Source organism: Pseudomonas flexibilis (assembly GCF_000802425.1).
GTDB classification, from domain to species: Bacteria; Pseudomonadota; Gammaproteobacteria; order Pseudomonadales; family Pseudomonadaceae; genus Serpens; species Serpens flexibilis.
Genome location: NZ_JRUD01000027.1, coordinates 1 through 18278 on the forward strand (window position 1 = coordinate 1; position 18278 = coordinate 18278).

Genomic DNA, 18278 nt, shown 5'->3' on the forward strand with positions numbered 1-18278 from the left:
CCCCGGCCGCGGGGGTGCCTGGCCCGCAAGCTGGCCAGGATCGCCTTTGCCCTGATGAAGAAGCGGGAGGATTACATCCCTCGAACTGCCTAAAAGCGCTTGCAGGGCAACATAGAATCTCCCACGAAAAGCGGGCGGCTGTCCGCTATTTAAGCGCCTTCCAGGCCTTGAGCATCCACACGCGCTTGGCCTGCTCGGCGCGGGCCGGCAAAGTGGTCTCGTCGTCAACGCCCACCGGTTGCAGCGCCAGCTCATGCAGCTTGTGCAGCTCGCCGTACAGGCGATCGGCCTCGGTCACCTCCAGTACGCCGCGCGCCAGGCGCAGCCAGACCAGCATGCGTTCCAGGCGCGGCAGCTGCTCGGGTAGCTCGCTCGGTTGGCGCTGGTAGTTCTCCAGCGGCAGGGCGCCGATCTCCTCGTGCAGGAACTGGGTCAGCCAGCGGCCGATGGCCGCCGCGCCGGCACGCGTGCCGCGCGGGTTGCGTTGTTGGGTCCAGCTGCGCGCGAGCAGCCAGTGCGCCAGTTGCAGCGAGAACAGACCCCAGCGGGTGTCGTCCAGCTCGGCGGCGAACTGCTGCGGCGCGACTTGGCGCGCCGCTTCGTCGAGCTGTCCGGCGACGACGCGCGGGCGCCACTCGGCGAGCAGCGCGTCCAGCGCTTCGCGTAGCGCGTGGCTGCTCACCCGGGGCGCGGCCTGGCCGAGGCTGCTAAGCAGCGCGCGCAGGTCGATCAGTTGCTGCAGCCACTGCTCCAGCAGTTTCCAGTGGCCGGTGAAGCGGTACTGCTCGGCCAGCCGCTGGCTGCTGCCCAGCAGGTGCCAGGCCAGCGCCGCGAACACCTCGTCCAGCGGCTGTTCGGCGTGCAGCGTCGGCGCCGGCAGGCTCAGGCTGTAGCTGCCGGTATCGAACAACCGGTAGCCGCGCTCGGCCTTGCTGATGTCGCAGGGCACCAGCGGCAGGTCGGTCGCCAGGCCCATGGCCAGCTCCAGCAGCGCCTCGGGTCGGCCCTTGCGCAGCTCCAGCTCCAGCTCGCAGATCTCTTCTTCGCGACCGTCGGCCAGCACCTTGCCGAGGTCCAGGGCGGCCTCGATCAGCACCTCCTCCTCGCCTTCACCCCAGCCGATGTCGGCCTTCTCGCGCACGAAATCGGTGGTGAACAGCGGCTGCAGGCTGGCCTTGTCCAGCTCGGCCAGGCTGGCCGGCCAGCAGTCGTCGCCGAGCAGCGCCGGGTCCAGCTCGGGGCGCTGCAGGTACCAGTCCCACTCGTTGCGCTCGGACAGCCCGGCCACACTCTGGCCTCGGCTCTTCAGGGTCTGGATGAACTGCTCGCCGTCGCGGCGCAGGCGCAGCGCGACCCGTGCGTGAGCCAAATCCCGACTGGCGGTGTCGTAATACTGGTTGTACAGCTCGACGCGCCGCCAGCCACTGCGATTGCGCCCGGCCAGCAGCGGATGGTCGCGCAGCGCCGCCAGGGAGGCGCGGCTGGCGCGCAGTTTGATTTCGGTTTCTTTGTTCATGGAGGAGTCTCGCGAAAATGGCGTGCATTGTACGGGCAGCACGAGCGGCAGGCGTCACATGCGTAAAATTGTTTCAGATCAGTGACACGAACTGGCCGGCAACGCGAGGCGGCTCTTATAATCCGCCATCTTTCAAACAGGGTCCCCCCTATGCCAACCAACCCCTTCGTCAGCCTGTTCGGGCGTTCGCCCATCGGCCCCATGCAGCAGCATATGGCCAAGGCGCACGAATGCGCGGCCCAACTGGTCCCCTTCTTCCAGGCGGTGATCGCCGAGGACTGGGAGCGCGTCGAGCTGCTCCAGAAGGACATGGCCCGGATGGAGAACGAGGCCGACAAGCTCAAGAAGGACGTTCGCCAGCACCTGCCCAAGAGCCTGTTCCTGCCGGTGCCGCGTTCGGACCTGCTCGACCTGCTCAGCGTGCAGGACAAGATTCCCAACCGCGCCAAGGACATCGCCGGACTGATGCTCGGCCGCACCATGGTCATCCCCCAGCCGCTGCAGGCGCCGATGCTGAACTATGTCAGCCGCTGCGTAGAAGCCAGCGCCCAGGCGCTCAAGGCGCTCAAGGAGCTGGATTCGCTGCTCGAGACCGGCTTCAGCGGCCGCGAGGTGGCGCTGGTCGAGAAGATGGTCGAGGAACTCGAGGAGATCGAGCGCGACACCGATCGCATGCAGATCACCATTCGGCGCGCGCTGTACGCCCTGGAAAAGGACCTTCCGCCCGTCGATGTGATGTTCATGTACAAGATCATCGAGTGGGTCGGGGATGTCGCCGACCGTGCCGAGCGTGTCGGCAATCGTCTGGAACAACTGCTGGCGCGCTAAGCGCCAGCGTCCTTTTTTAGGTATTTACAGGTAATTCGTTATGTCTCTTGTCGCGGACTACGGCTTCGTGCTGCTGGTGCTCGCCTGCGCGTTCGGTTTTTTCATGGCCTGGGGGGTGGGTGCCAACGACGTGGCCAACGCCATGGGTACCTCGGTGGGTTCCAAGGCGCTGACCATCAAGCAGGCGATTCTCATCGCCATGGTCTTCGAGTTCTGCGGGGCCTACTTCGCCGGCGGTGAAGTGACCGAAACCATCAAGAACGGCATCCTCGACGCCACCCAGATCCCGCCTGACCTGTTCATCCTCGGCATGATGTCCTCGCTGCTGGCCGCCGGTGCCTGGCTGATGATCGCGTCGGTGAAGGGCTGGCCGGTGTCCACCACTCACTCCATCGTCGGTGCGGTGATCGGCTTCGGCGCCGTCGGCGTGTCGGTCGATGCGGTCAACTGGGGCGCCATCGGCCCGATCGTCGCCAGCTGGGTGGTGACGCCCTTCATGTCCGGGGTGATCGCCTTCGGCCTGTTCATGAGCGTGCAGGCGCTGATCATGAACACCGACAACCCGTTCCAGAAGGCCAAGCGCTACGTGCCGGTGTACATGTTCCTGACCGGCTTCATGGTCTCGATCATGACCTTCAGCAAGGGCCTCAAGCACGTCGGCATCAACCTGTCGTCCGCCGAAAGCCTGCTGCTCTCCATCGGCGTCGGCCTGCTGGTGGCCCTGATCGGCATCGCCTTGCTCAGCCGCATCAAGGTCGATGAAGAAGCCGACAAGGCCTTCCACTACGCCAGCGTCGAGAAGGTCTTCGCGGTGCTGATGATCTTCACCGCCTGCTCCATGGCCTTCGCCCACGGTGCCAACGACGTGGCCAACGCGGTCGGTCCGCTGGCCGCCGTGGTGGGCGCCATCCAGGCCGGTGGCGACATGCTGGTCGGTGCCAAGTCCGCCGTGCCGGGCTGGGTGCTGCTGCTGGGCGCCATCGGCATCGTGATCGGCCTGGCCACCTACGGCTGGAAGGTGATCGCCACCATCGGCAAGGGCATCACCGAACTGACCCCCAGCCGCGGTTTCGCCGCCGAGCTGGCCACCGCCACCACCGTGGTGGCCGCCTCCGCCCTCGGCCTGCCGATCTCCACCACCCACACCCTGGTGGGTGCGGTGCTGGGTATCGGTATTGCCCGTGGCATCGGCGCCCTGAACCTGGGCGTGATCGGCAAGATCTTCACCTCCTGGCTGGTGACCCTGCCGGTCGGTGCCGGTCTGTCGATCCTGTTCTTCCTGATCTTCCGCGCGATCTTCACCTGACCGCCCGCAGACGCCATGCCTCGCCGGCATGGCGTCTTTCGTGCTTCACTCCGGGCTTGATCGCACGCACGGAGATGGTCGATGCCCCTTCCCTCGCTCCAGCAGCAATTCGCCGCGCTGATCGCCGCGCCCTCGGTGAGCTGCACTCAGCCGTCCCTCGATCAGTCCAACCGCGAGGTCATCGTCCTGCTGGAAAGCTGGCTCGGCGCGTTGGGCTTTCATTGCGACGTCCAGCAGGTGCAGCCCGGCAAGTTCAACCTGCTGGCCAGTCGCGGCAGCGGTCCCGGCGGGCTGGTGCTGGCCGGGCACAGCGATACCGTGCCCTGTGACCCGGCACTGTGGCGCAGCGATCCCTGGCGGCTGGCCGAGCGCGACGGCCGCTGGTACGGCCTGGGCGCCTGCGACATGAAGGGCTTCTTCCCGCTGGTCATCGAGGCCGTGCGCGGTCTGCTCGACCGACCGTTCCGCCAGCCGCTGCTGATTCTCGCCACCTGCGACGAGGAAAGCTCCATGAGCGGCGCCCGCGCCCTGGCCGAGGCCGGCCGGCCGCTGGGGCGCGCGGCGGTGATCGGCGAGCCGACCGGCCTCAAGCCCATCCGCCTGCACAAAGGCGTGATGATGGAGCGGCTGGACATCACCGGCCAGAGCGGCCACAGCTCCGATCCCAGCCTTGGCCACAGCGCACTGGAGGCCATGCACGCGGCCATCGGCGAGCTGCTGGCACTGCGTGCCGAGTGGCAGCGCGACTTCCACAACCCGCTGTTCCGGGTCGCAGTGCCGACGCTCAACCTGGGTTGCATCCACGGCGGCGACAACCCCAATCGCATCTGCGGTCGCTGCGCACTGGAATTCGACCTGCGGCCCCTGCCGGGCATGCACGCCGACAGTCTGCGCGCAGCGATCCGCGAGCGGCTGCGGCCAGTGGCCGAGCGGCACCAGGTGCGCATGGACTTCGCGCCGCTGTTTCCGGAGGTGCCGCCCTTCGAGGAGTCCGCGGACAGCGAGCTGGTGCGCCTGGCCGAGCGACTCACCGGGCATGCGGCCGAGGCGGTGGCGTTCGGCACCGAGGCGCCGTATCTTCAGCAGCTCGGTTGTCAGACCCTGGTGCTCGGCCCCGGCGATATCGCCTGCGCCCACCAGCCGGACGAATACCTGGCCCTGGAGCGCATCGAGCCGACCGTGCACCTGCTGCGCCGGCTGATCGAGCACTATTGCCTGCAACCGTCCACCTGATCACGCCCCATTCGACAGGTCCCATCCTTCATGCACGACTACGTCAGCTGGCTCCGCAATTCCTCGCCCTACATCAACGCGCACCGTGAGCGCACCTTCGTGGTCATGCTGCCGGGCGATGCCGTCGAGCACGCCAACTTCGGCAACATCGTCCACGACCTGGTGCTGCTGCACAGCCTCGGTGTGCGCCTGGTGCTGGTGCACGGCTCGCGGCCGCAGATCGAGGCGCGCCTGGCGCAGCGCGGGCTGACGCCGCGTTTCCACAAGGATCTGCGCATCACCGACCAGCCCACCCTGGAGTGCGTGATCGACGCGGTCGGCCAACTGCGCATCGCCATCGAGGCGCGGCTGTCCATGGACATGGCCGCTTCGCCCATGCAGGGCGCCCGCCTGCGGGTGACCGGCGGCAACTTCGTCACCGCGCGACCGATCGGCGTGCTGGACGGCGTCGACTACCAGCACACCGGTGAGGTACGCCGCATCGACCGCAAGGGCGTCGGTCGCCAACTGGACGAGCGCAGCATCGTGCTGCTGTCCTCGCTCGGTTACTCGCCTACCGGTGAAATCTTCAACCTGGCCTGCGAGGACGTGGCCACCCGGGCCGCCGTGGAGCTGGGCGCCGACAAGCTGCTGCTGTTCGGCGCCGAACAGGGACTGCTGGATGACAGTGGCCGCCTGATTCGCGAGCTGCGTCCCCAGCAGGTGCCGCAGCATCTGCTGCGCCTCGGCGCCAGCGACCAGGCCAGCCTGCTCAAGGCCGCCGCGAGCGCCTGTCGGGGCGGGGTGAAGCGCTGCCACATGGTCAGCTACGCCCAGGACGGCGCGTTGCTTAACGAGCTGTTCACCCGCGACGGCAGCGGCACGCTGATCGACCAGGAACAGTTCGAGTCGCTGCGCGAGGCGACCATCGCGGATGTTGGCGGCCTGCTGGAGCTGATCCGCCCGCTGGAGGAGCAGGGCATTCTGGTGCGGCGTTCGCGGGAAGTGCTGGAGCGCGAGATCGGCCAGTTCAGCGTGGTGGAGCGCGACGGATTGATCATCGCCTGCGCCGCGCTGTATCCGGTGCCGGACTCCGACTGGGGCGAGCTGGCCTGCCTGGCCGTGCATCCCGACTACCGCCATGGTCATCGCGGCGATGCGCTGCTCGAGCGCATCGAGGACCGCGCCCGTGCCCTGGGGCTCAAAACCCTGTTCGTGCTCACCACCCGCACCGCGCACTGGTTCCAGGAACGCGGCTTCAAGGCCAGCGGCGTGGAACGCCTGCCGGCCGCGCGCGCCTCGCTGTACAACTACCAGCGCCAGTCGAAGGTGTTCGAAAAGCCGTTGAATCCGTAGCCGGAACCTAGGGTGGTCAACGCTATGCGTTGGCCACCGTGGCGGCCAGAACAGCGCTGACCGCCCACACGCCCGGCACGGCCACGCACGTCAGTGGGCGATATTCAGCAGGCTCGCCTGATAGGCCGCGACGAAGCTGTCGAAATCGCCTTCGTCCGCTGCCTCGATGCGTTGCTGGGCCAGCAGCGACTCGCGCGCCAGGCTTTCGAAGCGTGCCTGCTCGTCCGTCGCCAGGGGCGCGGCGAGCAGCGTTTGCGCATGCGCATGGCTCTGCCGGCGGGCGAACGCGGTGTGGCTTTCGCCACGCTCGCGCAAGGCCGCCAGAACCCGCGCCGATGGCGTGCGCTCGGCATCCTCCACCTTGGCCTGTTGGGCCTGCAGGGCGTTGACGTGGCCCTGGCCGCCGCGTGCGTGGTCGAGCAGCTCGGCGACCGGACGCATGTCCTGCAGCAGCTCAGTCGCCCACTGGTGCAGCTCCACGGACTGCTTGCCGTTCTGCAGCTGCAGACCGGGACGGCGTCCTTCGGTGGCGGTCTTCAGGAAGTTGGCGGTGCAGCGGCCGCACTCGCCATCCATCAGCAGCGGGCTGTCCTGCAGCGCGCAATAGAGCAGGAAGGTGTCGAGGAACAGGGCCTCGGTCAGATCGATCCCCAGCGGCAGGAACGGGTCGATGTCCAGGCAGCGCACCTCCACGTACTGCACGCCGCGCGCCAGCAGGGCCTGCAGCGGGCGTTCGCCGGGAGCGGTGACGCGCTTGGGGCGGATGCTGGAGTAGTACTCGTTTTCGATCTGCAGCAGGTTGGTGTTCAGTTGCAGCCATTCGCCGTCACGCCGGGTGCCGATCGCCGCATACGCCGGGTAGGGCGTGGACACGGCGTTCAGCAGGCTCTCGGTGTAGCTGGCCAGGTCGTTGTAGCAGGGCGTCATGCCGGCCTGGGCGCTGTTCTGGTAGCCCAGGTCGCTCATGCGCAGGCTGGTGGCCCAGGGCAGGTACAGGGTGTCGGCGTCCAGCTGCTGCAACTGGTGGTTGCGCCCGCGCAGGAAGTTGGCATCCAGCGCCGGCGAGGCGCCGAACAGGTACATCAGCAGCCAGCTGTAGCGGCGGAAATTGCGGATCAGGCCGATGTAACGTGCCGACTGGTAGTCGCGGGCGTCGCGGCTGTCGTTCTCGGCGGTCCGCAGCAGGGTCCACAGCGCCTCGGGCAGCGAGTAGTTGTAGTGGATGCCGGCGATGCACTGCATGGTCTTGCCGTAGCGCAGGGCCAGGCCCTTGCGGTAGACGTACTTCAGGCGACCCGTGTGCGAGCTGCCGTAGCGGGCGATCGGGATGTCTTCCTCGGCCGGCAGCGGGCCGGGCATGGAGGCGCTCCACAGGTACTCACCGTCCAGCTTGCCGCAGGTGAAGCGATGGATGCGTTCCAGCTCGTCGAGGGTCTGCGCCGGATCGGTGCTGGTGCCGGTGATGAATTCCAGCAGCGCTTCGGAATAGTCGGTGGTGATCCGGTCGTGGGTCAGGGCCGAGCCCAGTGCCGCCGGGTGCGGCGTGAGCGCCAGCTGGCCCTGTTCATCGACCCGCAGGGTCTCGCGTTCGATGCCGTGCAGCGCCTGGCCGAGCAGGGGCAGATGCGCCGGCTCGCCCAGCAGGGCCAGGCGACGGGTGAGTAGATCGCTCAATGTTCTGAATTCCTACGCGCGAAGATCGACCCAATATGAGGTTGGACCTTCGCGACTACAAGAGCGCGGCGGCCCGCGCAAACAGGCCGCCGAACGGGAAAAGGTTACAGGCAGGCGAAGGTGGCCTGCGCCTTGGCCACCAGCTTGTCGTTCTGGTGCACGTCCGCTTCGATGACCTGGGTGCGCCGACCGGCATGCACCACCCAGGCGCGGCAGACCAGCTCGCCGTCGCTCACGCTGCGGATGTAATTCACCTTGCACTCCAGGGTGACCGTGTTCGGTACCCCGTCGTTCAGGCTGTGGCTGGCCTGGCCCATGGTGGTGTCGATCAGCGAGAACAGCGCGCCGCCGTGCAGCTTGCCGTGCAGGTTGCGCAGCCCGTCGTGCATGTTCAGGCGCAGCAGCGCCTCGCCCTTCTCCACCGTGATGATTTCCAGGCCCAGCAGGCGCCCGAAGGCGCTGCTCTTGCCGATGGCTTCGTCTTGCAGGCTCACGTTACTTCCTCAGCTGCTTGGCGTTGGCGAACAGCGCGGCCATGGCGGCATTGGCCGGGGCCGGCTTGTCCTGTGTGGCGTGGCGCTCGCTGCGCGGCTGGCCGCCGCGGCTGCCACTGCGGGATTGTCCGCCCCGCGGCCCGTCGACCTTTTCGCCGGGGGTGTCGGACATGCGCATGGACAGGCCGACGCGCTGGCGCGGGATGTCCACCTCCATGACCTTGACCTTGACGATGTCGCCGGCCTTGACCACTTCGTAGGGGTCCTTGACGAACTTCTCGGACAACGCCGAGACGTGCACCAGGCCGTCCTGGTGCACGCCGATGTCAACGAAGGCGCCGAAGTTGGTCACGTTGGTGACCACGCCTTCCAGCACCATGCCGGGCACCAGGTCCTTGAGGGTTTCCACGCCTTCCTGGAACTCGGCGGTCTTGAATTCCGGGCGCGGGTCGCGGCCGGGCTTGTCGAGTTCCTTGAGGATGTCGGTGACGGTGGGCAGGCCAAAACGCTCGTCGGTGAACGTGGCCGGATCAAGGCGCTTGAGGAACGCGGAGTCGCCGATCAGCGAGCGGATGTCGCGGCCGGTATCGGCGGCGATGCGCTGCACCAGCGGGTAGGTTTCCGGGTGCACGGCCGAGGCGTCCAGCGGGTTGTCGCCGCTCATCACGCGCAGGAAGCCGGCGGCCTGTTCGAAGGTCTTGTCACCCAGGCGGGGCACCTTCTTCAGGTCGGCGCGGGATTTGAACGCGCCATTGGCATCGCGGAACTGCACGATGTTCTGCGCCAGGGTGGCGTTGAGGCCGGAAATGCGCGCCAGCAGCGCGGCGGAAGCGGTGTTCACGTCCACGCCGACGGCGTTCACGCAGTCCTCGACCACCGCGTCCAGCGAGCGCGCCAGCTTGAGCTGCGACACGTCGTGCTGGTACTGGCCGACGCCGATGGCCTTGGGCTCGATCTTCACCAGCTCGGCCAGCGGGTCCTGCAGGCGGCGGGCGATGGACACCGCGCCGCGCAGCGACACGTCCAGCTCGGGGAACTCGCGGGCGGCCAGTTCGGAGGCCGAATACACCGAGGCGCCGGCTTCGCTGACCATGATCTTGGTGAGCTTCAGGCCCGGCACCTTCTTGATCAGCTCGCCGGCCAGCTTGTCGGTCTCGCGGCTGGCAGTGCCGTTGCCGATGGCGATCAGGTCCACGCCGTGCTTGGCGCACAGCTTGGCCAGCACCGCGAGGGTGCCGTCCCAGTCGTTGCGCGGCGCGTGCGGGTAGACGGTGGCGGTGTCCAGCAGCTTGCCGGTGGCATCCACCACGGCCACCTTGCAGCCGGTGCGCAGGCCCGGGTCCAGGCCCAGGGTGGCGCGCGGGCCGGCCGGCGCGGCCAGCAGCAGGTCGTGCAGGTTGCGGGCGAACACGCTGATGGCTTCGTCCTCGGCCTGCTCGCGCAGCTCGCCGAGCAGGTCGGTTTCCAGGTGGGTGTAGAGCTTGACCTTCCAGGTCCAGCGCACCACCTCGGACAGCCACTTGTCGGCGGCGCGGCCCTGGTTGCTGATGCCGAAATGCTCGCCGATCATCAGTTCGCCCGGATGCATGGTGCCGGGCGCTTCGTCGCCCACCTTCAGGGCGATGCTCAGCACGCCCTCGTTGCGGCCGCGGAAGATCGCCAGGGCTCGGTGCGACGGTACGCCCTTGAGGCGTTCGTCATGCTCGAAGTAGTCGCTGAACTTGGCGCCTTCGGTTTCCTTGCCGGGGACCAGGCGGGCGCTGAGGGTGGCTTCGTTCTTCAGGAAGGTACGCAGCCGGTCGAGCAGCGTGGCGTCCTCGGCGAAGCGCTCCATGAGGATGTACTTGGCGCCTTCCAGCACCGCCTTCACATCGGCGAAGCCCTTCTCGGCGTCGATGAAGCGCTCGGCTTCCTGTTCCGGATTCAGTTCCGGATTGCCGAACAGCGCGTCGGCCAGCTCGCCCAGGCCGGCTTCGAGGGCGATCTGGCCCTTGGTGCGGCGCTTCTGCTTGTAGGGCAGGTAGAGATCTTCCAGGCGGGTCTTGGTGTCGGCCTGCAGGATCTCGCGTTTCAGTTCGGCGGTCAGCTTGCCCTGTTCCTCGATGCTCGCCAGGATCGCGCCGCGGCGCTCCTCCAGTTCACGCAGGTAGCGCAGGCGCTCTTCCAGATGGCGCAGTTGGGTATCGTCGAGACTGCCGGTGACTTCCTTGCGGTAGCGGGCAATGAAGGGCACGGTCGAGCCCTCGTCGAGCAGGGCCACGGCGGCGGCCACCTGCTGCGGGCGTACAGCCAGTTCTTCGGCGATGCGGGAATTGATGTCCATGTAGGTACCTTGCGTCGAACAAAGCCTGCAGGTCGGGCCTGCGCGAAAGGGCGGGAGTATAAAGCAGCCGCGTGTCCCGCGCGGCAAACGCAGCGGCAAGGCCAACAGAGGAAAAATCTGTTAACAATGGCCAGACTTGGCGCCGATGGGGCTGCGCCATAATGCGCCGCACATTATTTCGGGAGTTCCGATGAGCAGCACGGCAACCGCCAGCGATGGCGAAAAGATCCTGGTAGTCGATGACGACGCGCGCCTGCGCCGTCTGCTGGAACGTTTCCTCGACGAACAGGGCTACCGGGTCCGCACCGTGGAAAACGTCGAGCAGATGGACCGTCTGCTGGCCCGCGAACTGTTCCATCTGGTGGTCCTGGACCTCATGCTGCCCGGCGAGGATGGCCTGTCGGCCTGTCGCCGGCTGCGCGAGAAGAACAACCAGATCCCGATCATCATGCTCACCGCCAAGGGCGACGAGGCCAGCCGCATCCAGGGCCTGGAAGGCGGCGCCGACGACTACCTGGCCAAGCCGTTCAACCCGCGCGAGCTGCTGGCGCGCATCAAGGCCGTGCTGCGCCGCCAGGCGCCGCTGGTGCCCGGTGCGCCGGCCAGCGAGGACGAGGTGGTCAGCTTCGGCGACTACCAGCTGTCGCTGGCGACCCGCGAGCTGAAGAAGGGCGACCAGGTGCAGATGCTCACCACCGGCGAGTTCGCCGTGCTCAAGACCCTGGTGCAGCACGCCCGCGAACCGCTGACCCGCGACAAGCTGATGAACCTGGCGCGCGGCCGCGAATGGGACGCCCTGGAGCGCTCCATCGATGTGCAGATCTCGCGCCTGCGCCGACTGATCGAGCCGGACCCGTCCAAGCCGCGCTACATCCAGACGGTGTGGGGCGTGGGCTACGTGTTCGTGCCGGACGGCAACAAGTGAGCCGAGCCTCTCCGGCATGAACGCGCCGTTCTGGTTTCCGCAGAGCTTCTTTGCGCGCACCCTGTGGATGGTGCTGATCGTCGTGCTGTTCTCCAAGGTACTCACGCTGGTGTACCTGATGATGAACGAGGACGTGCTGTTCGATCGCCAGTACAGCCACGGCGCGGCGCTGACCGTGCGCGCCTACTGGGCGGCGCCGGAGGCGGACCGGCCGAAGATCGCCGAGGCGGCGGGTCTGCGCATCGCACCGCGCGCCCAGGTGCCGGACGGCGAGCATCACTGGCCGTATAGCGACATCTTCGCCCGGCAGATGCAGGACGAGCTGGGCCCCGAGACCCAGGTACGCCTGCGCGCGCTCGGCTCGCCGGCGCTCTGGGTGCACGCACCAAGCCTGGGACCGGACTGGCTGCGGGTGCCCATGTACCCCTCCCCGCTGCGTGGCCAGCGCATCTGGAACGTGCTCGGCTGGTTCCTGGCCATCGGCCTGCTGTCCACCGCGGCGGCCTGGATCTTCGTGCGCATGCTCAACGCGCCGCTCAAGCGCCTGGTGTTCGCCGCCCGCCAGGTGGGCCGCGGGCGCAGCGTGCGCCTGCCGATCAGCGACACGCCCAGCGAGCTCACCGAGGTATACCGGGCGTTCAACCAGATGGCGGCGGACGTGGAGAAGGCCGCCAGCGAGCGCGAACTGATGCTGGCCGGCGTGTCCCACGATCTGCGCACGCCGCTGACCCGTCTGCGCCTGTCGCTGGAGCTGTTGGGCACCGACTCGGAACTGACCGAGGACATGGTGCGCGACATCGAGGACATGGACGCCATCCTCGATCAGTTCCTGGCCTTCATCCGCGACGGGCGCGACGAGCCGGTGGAGGATCTGGACCTGGCTGAGCTGGTGCGCGAGACCGTGGCCCCCTACAACCAGCAGCGCGAGCAGGTGCAGCTGGCGGTGCAGGCCGGCATCCCTCCCGTGCCGCTGCGCCGTATCTCCATCAAGCGCCTGCTCACCAACCTGATCGAGAACGCTCTGCGCTACGGCGGCCAGGAGGTGCGCGTCGAGGCGCGGCTGGCCGGCGATCCGGGCGCGCCCTTCGTGCTGCTGAGCGTGCAGGACCGTGGCCCCGGCCTGGCGGAGCACGAGCTGAGCGACATCTTCAATCCCTTCATCCGTGGCGACCGCGCCCGGGGCGGCACCGGCACCGGGCTGGGCCTGGCGATCGTCAAGCGCATCGCCGCATTGCACGGCGGCCACGTGGAACTGCGCAACCGCGAAGGCGGCGGACTCGAAGCGCGGGTGTGCCTGCCGCTGGGGCTGCTGCTGCCGCGCGAGGCGGGTTGAGCCGAGAGAGCCGGGGGCGCGGACTGGCCCGCGAGCTTTTCTTGTCGACCCCACCCAAAAGCTCGCGACTGACGTCGCTCCAACAGGTTGCTCCCGCAGGTTCCGCAGCGTCCTTCAATCAGCCCTTGCCGCGCGTGCGGGTAGCCCCGGGGCAGGCGTTCTTTTCCAGGTACTCGATGACCAGGCCGGCGATGTCCTTGCCGGTGGTGGATTCGATGCCTTCCAGGCCGGGCGAGGAATTCACCTCCATCACCAGCGGGCCATGATTGGAGCGCAGGATGTCCACCCCGGCGACGTTCAGGCCCATCACCCGCGCCGCGCGAATGGCGGTGGAACGCTCCTCCGGGGTGATCTTGATCAGGCTGGCGCTGCCGCCGCGGTGCAGATTGGAGCGGAATTCGCCGGGCTTGGCCTGGCGCTTCATGGCGGCGATCACCTTGTCACCGACCACGAAGCAGCGGATGTCGGCGCCGCCGGCCTCCTGGATGTACTCCTGCACCATGATGTCCTGCTTGAGGCCCATGAAGGCCTCGATCACCGATTCGGCGGCCTTCTCGGTTTCGCACAGCACTACGCCGATGCCCTGGGTGCCTTCCAGCACCTTGATCACCAGCGGCGCGCCACCGACCATGCGGATCAGGTCCGGTACGTCGTCCGGCGAGTGGGCGAAACCGGTCACCGGCAGGCCGATACCTTTGCGCGACAACAGCTGCAGCGAGCGCAGCTTGTCCCGCGATCGGCTGATGGCCACCGACTCGTTGAGCGGAAACACGCCCATCATTTCGAACTGGCGCAGCACCGCGCAGCCGTAAAAGGTCACCGAGGCGCCGATGCGCGGAATCACCGCGTCGAAACCTTCCAGCGCCCGGCCGCGGTAGTGGATCTGCGGCTTGTGGCTGGCGATGTTCATGTAGGCGCGCAGGGTGTCGATCACCTGCACCTCGTGGCCGCGTTGCACTCCGGCTTCCACCAGACGGCGCGTCGAATACAGGTTGGGGTTGCGTGACAGGATGGCGATCTTCATTGCGCACCGGAGAGATTGGGGAGCTGGGGCTTGTCCTGGACATAGGCAAGGGCGGGGTTGACCACCAGTTGGCCGTCGATCAGCGCCTTGGCGCCGAGCAGTACACGAAAGCGCATGTTGCGGCGGCAGGTCAGGGTGAAGTGCACCGGCCAGGTGCGGTCGCCCAGGGTCAGGCGGGTGCGGATCATATAGCGCAACTGGGTCTGGCCGTTGGAGCTTTTGATCTTCTTGACGGCCACCAGCGGCGCTTCGCAGCGATGCCGGCGCTGCACCAGGGTGCCGATATGCGCGGTGAAGCGTACCCAGTCCTCGCCGCCATGGGTGAAGGGCTGGATATCGGTGGCATGCAGCGCCGAGGTGCCGGCGCCGGTGTCGATCTTGGCGCGCAGGCCCAGCAGACCCAGGTCCGGCAGGCCGATCCATTCGTGCAATCCGATGACGCTGAGGTGGTCGAACGTCTTCATGGCGGCCTCCCCGGTAAATTTCCGGCATTCTAGTGGCCCGCTGCGGGCCGCACACCTGTTGTACAGGGACGGCGTTCATCCGCGAACGAGCCTGGAGAGAGCATGAACGATCGTGATGACAAGGTCCGCCTGGACAAATGGCTGTGGGCGGCCCGTTTCTTCAAGACCCGCGCCCTGGCCAAGGCGGCCATCGAGGGCGGCAAGGTGCAGCACCGGGGCGAGCGCTGCAAGCCGGGCAAGGAGCCGAAGGTCGGCGAGGAATACCTGATCCGCACCGGGTTCGACGAGCGCACGGTGCGCGTGCTGGCGCTCTCCGACGTGCGTCGCGGTGCGCCGGAGGCGCAGCTGCTGTACCAGGAAACCGAGGAGAGCATCGCGCGGCGCGAGGAGGCCGCGCGGCAGCGCAAGGCCGGCGCCCTGGGCATCGAGACCGACGGACGGCCGACCAAGAAACAGCGCCGGCAGATTCACCGTTTCCTCGACGACTACTGAGCCAGTGCGCTGTAGGCGATGCGCGGCACGCCCTCCAGGCGCCGGGCCAGCACCTCGCCCAGCGACTGGCCCTCCGCCAGGTAGGCATCGCCGAAGCCCTGTTGCAGGGGATAGGGATGGGCAATGACCTCAAGCACACCGTTGCCGGGGAGCAGGCCATGGTGCAGGTCCAACGGTGTGCAGACGTGGTCCGCGCTGGCATGGCCCAGGCGGCGCAGTCGCTGGTTGAGCAGCGCCTTGAACAGGCGCTTGGGCAGCGTGAGGTTGCGTCCCAGGTTGCGGGCCAGACGCACCGGCACGCCCTGGTGGGCGGCGAAGCGGGCCACCACCTCGCCGACCGGCAGGATGTTGTGCACATGCTGGTGCGAGTCGATATGACTGGGGCGGACGCCGTGCTCGAGGCAGCGCTGCCATTGCGCCTGCAGTTCCGCCTCGATGGCCTGGCGAGTGCGCCGCGGCAGCCAGAGCCGATGACGCGGCAGGTTGAGGTCGAACTCCCCGGCGGCGTTGCACAGGCGCGGCTGGGCGCGGATGGCCGTGCTCAGCGGACGCCCGTAGGTGAGGTTGAAGTGCAGGCCGACGCGCCCCTGCAGGCCGTGCTCGCGGGTCAGCGCGCACGCCTCGACGAAGGCCGGCATGTTGGCCATGAGGGTGGCCGAGCTGATCAGTCCCTGCTGGAAGGCAGCGATGATGGTGCGGTTTTCGTCGTGGCTGAGACCGAAGTCATCGGCATTGATGATGACGCGCTGGATCATTGGCCGGCTCCCTGCAGCAGGTCGCCGCCCAGGGGCTCCCCGCTGCGCCGCTGCTTGCGCCATTCCCAGGCGCGGTGTGCCAGGCCCATGAGAATCCCGGAAGGCCGCCAGGAGTAAAAGCTCCAGCGCAGGTGTTCGACCTGGCCGTTCATGCGTTCGTGCAACTGGTGGGTGGAGCCGCTGCGGCTGATCCGTGAGGCGTCGACCCAGCGCCAGCCCTCTTCCAGGCCCCACTGGATCCATTCGTCCAGCAGCAGGCGGCCGCCGCTCAGCTCGGCGTACTCCGGCAGAAACGCCAGGTTGTAATCGTACAGCCGGCCGTTGTGCAGCAGGCCCAGGCGATAGCTGATGCAGCGTCCCTCATGCTCGAGCATGACCACCCGCACCAGATCGACGGCGGCAAGGGCGGTGAAGGCTTCGCGCATCCAGCCGCGTCGGGGTTCGCAGAAGATGCCCACTTCCTCCTGGCCTTTCCAGCTGCGTTCTTCCACTGCGGCCAGGCTATCCAGCAGAGCGCCAATGCTGGTGGCATCCGGCGCTACCCGGCGCACCGTGGCGCCGATCTCATCACTGCGCTTGCGTGCCTTGCGCAGTTTGTAGCGCACGTTGCGGTGCGGTTCCTGGCGGTCCTGCGGGGAAATGAGGTGGTAGGGAGCACGACAGCTCAGGTGGCAGTGGTGGCTTGAACTCAGGTGAGCCCAGTGCTGCATGCAGCGCTGGGTGTTGGCGTCGGTGGTGAGTTCGTTCAGCTGCAACAGGGTATGCGGCAGCCGGCGGCGTATTTCTTCCAGCGCCTGGGTCAGGCCGCTGTCGTCGAGCTGGCAAAGCAGGGCGAGTCGATCACTCATCGGATAACCGAGGTGGCGCAGGGTGCGCCAGCGCAGTCCGAAACGCGATTCGCGGAACGCCACCAGCGGCAGGCACAGGGACAACTGATCGCCCTTCCACGCCAGCAGGACATGCAGCGGCTGGTCCGGCTCCAGGTTGTGCTCAGCGGCGAGCAGCCAGGTCAGGTGATTGAACGGGGTGCTGTGGGACAGGCGCTCGCAAAGTTGCGCATAAGCCTGGACGGGGAAGTCGGGTGCGGACAGCGAATCACACCATTGGAAGCGGTAATCCATGACCGATCGCTCTGGCTGTTTGGAAAGTGAGCTATGCAAACGAGCCCGTGCGACGTCCTGCTGCATGGGCAGCACCTGTTATAGCAGTGTTTCGACCGGCAGGCGCCTCGAAAGGATGGGTTACACATTGCGCTTTACGAAAAACTGACATTTGTCGGCGGCTCGCACGGGCCTGCCAGAGCTTGGCTAGAGTTCGCGCAATCCCTGGCGTGGGCTGTCTTTCACGGGGATGAGAACGCCTCTATTTCTGCAAGGACGCATGAAATGACAGACCTTTCCGCACTGGCTGCCGATCTTCCCGTGTCGACGGAACCTGTGCACCGGATCGTCGTGGTCGCCGAGCCCAACGAGCTGGCCCACCATCTGCAAGCCTGGGAACAGTTGGTCGAACAGGCCGCCGAGCCCAATGCCTTCTATGAGCCCTGGGCCCTGTTGCCGGCGTTGCGCCATCTACGCGGAGGGCAGGCGGTCCGCGTGCTGCTGTTCTTTCGGGACAGTGAGCGGACGGTGCTCGATGGCATCCTGCCCCTGTTCGGCAGGAGCTACGGCAGGCTGCTCGCCTGCCTGCACACGTACCGGCATCGCTACTGCTTCTCCGCCGAACCCCTGCTGCGCCGCGGCCGGGAAAGCGAGGTGGCGCACAGCTTTGTCGCCTGGTTGCGGCAGTTTCGCTACCCACTGCTGAGCCTGCGGGGACTGGATGCCGAGGGTGCCTGGCTGCGCGAGCTCCGCCCCGCCCTGCAGCGCTGCGGGTTGCGCTTTCTGCCAGCCGCCCCGGTGCAGCGCGCACTGCTACCCCTTGAGGGTGGTCTCGAGGCGTTCCTGGAGCGTACGCCGGCCAAGAAGCGCAAGGAGTATCGACGCCTGCGGGAGCGTCTGGCTGGGCTGGGCGATCTGCAGGTCGATGTCTTGCGGCCGGGCGCGCGGGATCTGCAGTCCTGGCTGGATGCCTTTGTCGCGCTGGAGCTCAAGGGCTGGAAAGGGCGCGAAGGCACTGCCCTTGGCAGCCGGCCCGAGTGCCGGCGCTTCTTCGAGGAAACCGCGCGCAGCGCCCACGAAAGAGGCCTGCTGGTGATGATGCGTATGAGCCTGGACGGCAAGCCGCTGGCCATGCTCTGCGACCTGCTGGCGCCGCCGGGGCGTTATGCCTTCAAGACCGCCTACGATGAGGACTACTCGCGTTTTGCGCCGGGCGTCCTGCTGGAAATCGAAAACGCCACCCTCAGCTTCCAGGACCCGCGTGGCGTGGAATGGCTGGATTCCTGCGCGGCACCGGATAACGCGCTCCTCAACCGACTCTACCCGGGCCGCCGCAGCCTGAGCGACCTGACCATCTGCCCCCAGGGTCTGGCGTGGGCAGGCCTGATGGCGTCGAGTGGCCTGAAGCGTCTGCGTCAACGCTGGCGCCTGGAAGAAGCGGGTCGTACGGCCTGAGCGGTTGCCCCGGGTCCGAGA

16 protein-coding genes are annotated in these 18278 nt (G+C 67.3%); 8 read left to right on the plus strand and 8 right to left on the minus strand.

Annotated features, from left to right (window positions below; genetic code table 11):
- Positions 1–145: 145 nt before the first annotated feature.
- Entirely contained in the window at positions 146–1516 is a 1371-nt protein-coding gene (locus tag SF06_RS15435; protein ID WP_039562484.1) for a CYTH domain-containing protein, read from the minus strand.
- A gap of 150 nt (positions 1517–1666) precedes the next feature.
- On the opposite strand from SF06_RS15435, the gene SF06_RS15440 reads away from it, so the two are divergent.
- The 4 genes from SF06_RS15440 to argA all read left to right on the plus strand — a co-directional run bounded on the left by SF06_RS15440 (position 1667) and on the right by argA (position 6218).
- Positions 1667–2344: a TIGR00153 family protein gene (locus tag SF06_RS15440; RefSeq protein ID WP_039562485.1), complete on the plus strand. Its 678-nt coding sequence runs from the start codon at positions 1667–1669 to the stop codon at positions 2342–2344.
- 40 nt (positions 2345–2384) lie between these two features.
- Entirely contained in the window at positions 2385–3650 is a 1266-nt protein-coding gene (locus SF06_RS15445; protein WP_039562486.1) for an inorganic phosphate transporter, read from the plus strand.
- An 81-nt stretch (positions 3651–3731) separates the two neighbouring features.
- Positions 3732–4883 carry an acetylornithine deacetylase gene (gene argE / locus SF06_RS15450; protein WP_039562490.1) on the plus strand — a complete coding sequence of 384 codons (1152 nt, stop codon included), beginning with the start codon at positions 3732–3734 and terminating at the stop codon, positions 4881–4883.
- A 30-nt stretch (positions 4884–4913) separates the two neighbouring features.
- On the plus strand, positions 4914–6218 hold the full coding sequence (argA, locus tag SF06_RS15455) for an amino-acid N-acetyltransferase (RefSeq protein ID WP_027589956.1): 1305 nt from the start codon (positions 4914–4916) through the stop codon (positions 6216–6218).
- Between the two features lie 90 nt (positions 6219–6308).
- On the opposite strand, the gene gshA is transcribed toward argA, so the two are convergent.
- The 3 genes from gshA to SF06_RS15470 all read right to left on the minus strand — a co-directional run bounded on the left by gshA (position 6309) and on the right by SF06_RS15470 (position 10709).
- The gene (gene gshA, locus SF06_RS15460) at positions 6309–7892 is read right to left on the minus strand and encodes a glutamate--cysteine ligase (RefSeq protein ID WP_039562492.1); all 1584 of its coding nucleotides are present in this window, start codon (positions 7890–7892) and stop codon (positions 6309–6311) included.
- A 104-nt stretch (positions 7893–7996) separates the two neighbouring features.
- The gene (locus SF06_RS15465) at positions 7997–8386 is read right to left on the minus strand and encodes a PaaI family thioesterase (protein ID WP_051587370.1); all 390 of its coding nucleotides are present in this window, start codon (positions 8384–8386) and stop codon (positions 7997–7999) included.
- 1 nt (position 8387) lies between these two features.
- A complete protein-coding gene (locus SF06_RS15470) occupies positions 8388–10709 on the minus strand; it encodes a Tex family protein (protein WP_039562494.1) in 2322 nt (773 codons plus the stop codon).
- Between the two features lie 190 nt (positions 10710–10899).
- Here SF06_RS15470 and ompR point away from each other — a divergent pair, with 190 nt between their 5' ends.
- Positions 10900–11634, plus strand: coding sequence for an osmolarity response regulator transcription factor OmpR (gene ompR, locus SF06_RS15475; RefSeq protein WP_027589960.1), 735 nt, complete (start codon positions 10900–10902; stop codon positions 11632–11634).
- Between the two features lie 16 nt (positions 11635–11650).
- Entirely contained in the window at positions 11651–12967 is a 1317-nt protein-coding gene (locus SF06_RS15480) for an ATP-binding protein (RefSeq protein ID WP_039562496.1), read from the plus strand.
- A gap of 118 nt (positions 12968–13085) precedes the next feature.
- Here SF06_RS15480 and rimK read toward each other — a convergent pair whose 3' ends face one another.
- Complete coding sequence (gene rimK / locus SF06_RS15485; RefSeq protein WP_027589962.1) at positions 13086–13991, minus strand: 30S ribosomal protein S6--L-glutamate ligase; 906 nt, start codon at positions 13989–13991, stop codon at positions 13086–13088.
- Positions 13988–14455: a retropepsin-like aspartic endopeptidase RimB gene (gene rimB / locus SF06_RS15490; RefSeq protein ID WP_027589963.1), complete on the minus strand. Its 468-nt coding sequence runs from the start codon at positions 14453–14455 to the stop codon at positions 13988–13990. The genes rimK and rimB overlap by 4 nt, the downstream gene beginning before the upstream one ends.
- Before the next feature lie 102 nt (positions 14456–14557).
- On the opposite strand from rimB, the gene SF06_RS15495 reads away from it, so the two are divergent.
- Positions 14558–14947, plus strand: a complete 390-nt coding sequence (locus SF06_RS15495; protein WP_039562498.1) for an RNA-binding S4 domain-containing protein — start codon at positions 14558–14560, stop codon at positions 14945–14947.
- Here the strand turns inward: SF06_RS15495 and SF06_RS15500 are convergent.
- Together SF06_RS15500 and SF06_RS15505 are read right to left on the minus strand one after the other, a co-directional pair.
- Positions 14941–15702, minus strand: coding sequence for a ChbG/HpnK family deacetylase (locus SF06_RS15500; protein ID WP_027589965.1), 762 nt, complete (start codon positions 15700–15702; stop codon positions 14941–14943). The genes SF06_RS15495 and SF06_RS15500 overlap by 7 nt on opposite strands.
- Complete coding sequence (locus SF06_RS15505) at positions 15699–16823, minus strand: GNAT family N-acetyltransferase (RefSeq protein ID WP_052199846.1); 1125 nt, start codon at positions 16821–16823, stop codon at positions 15699–15701. Before SF06_RS15505 ends, SF06_RS15500 begins: the two co-directional genes overlap by 4 nt.
- Before the next feature lie 264 nt (positions 16824–17087).
- On the opposite strand from SF06_RS15505, the gene SF06_RS15510 reads away from it, so the two are divergent.
- Positions 17088–18257, plus strand: coding sequence for a GNAT family N-acetyltransferase (locus SF06_RS15510; RefSeq protein ID WP_052199847.1), 1170 nt, complete (start codon positions 17088–17090; stop codon positions 18255–18257).
- Positions 18258–18278: the final 21 nt, after the last annotated feature.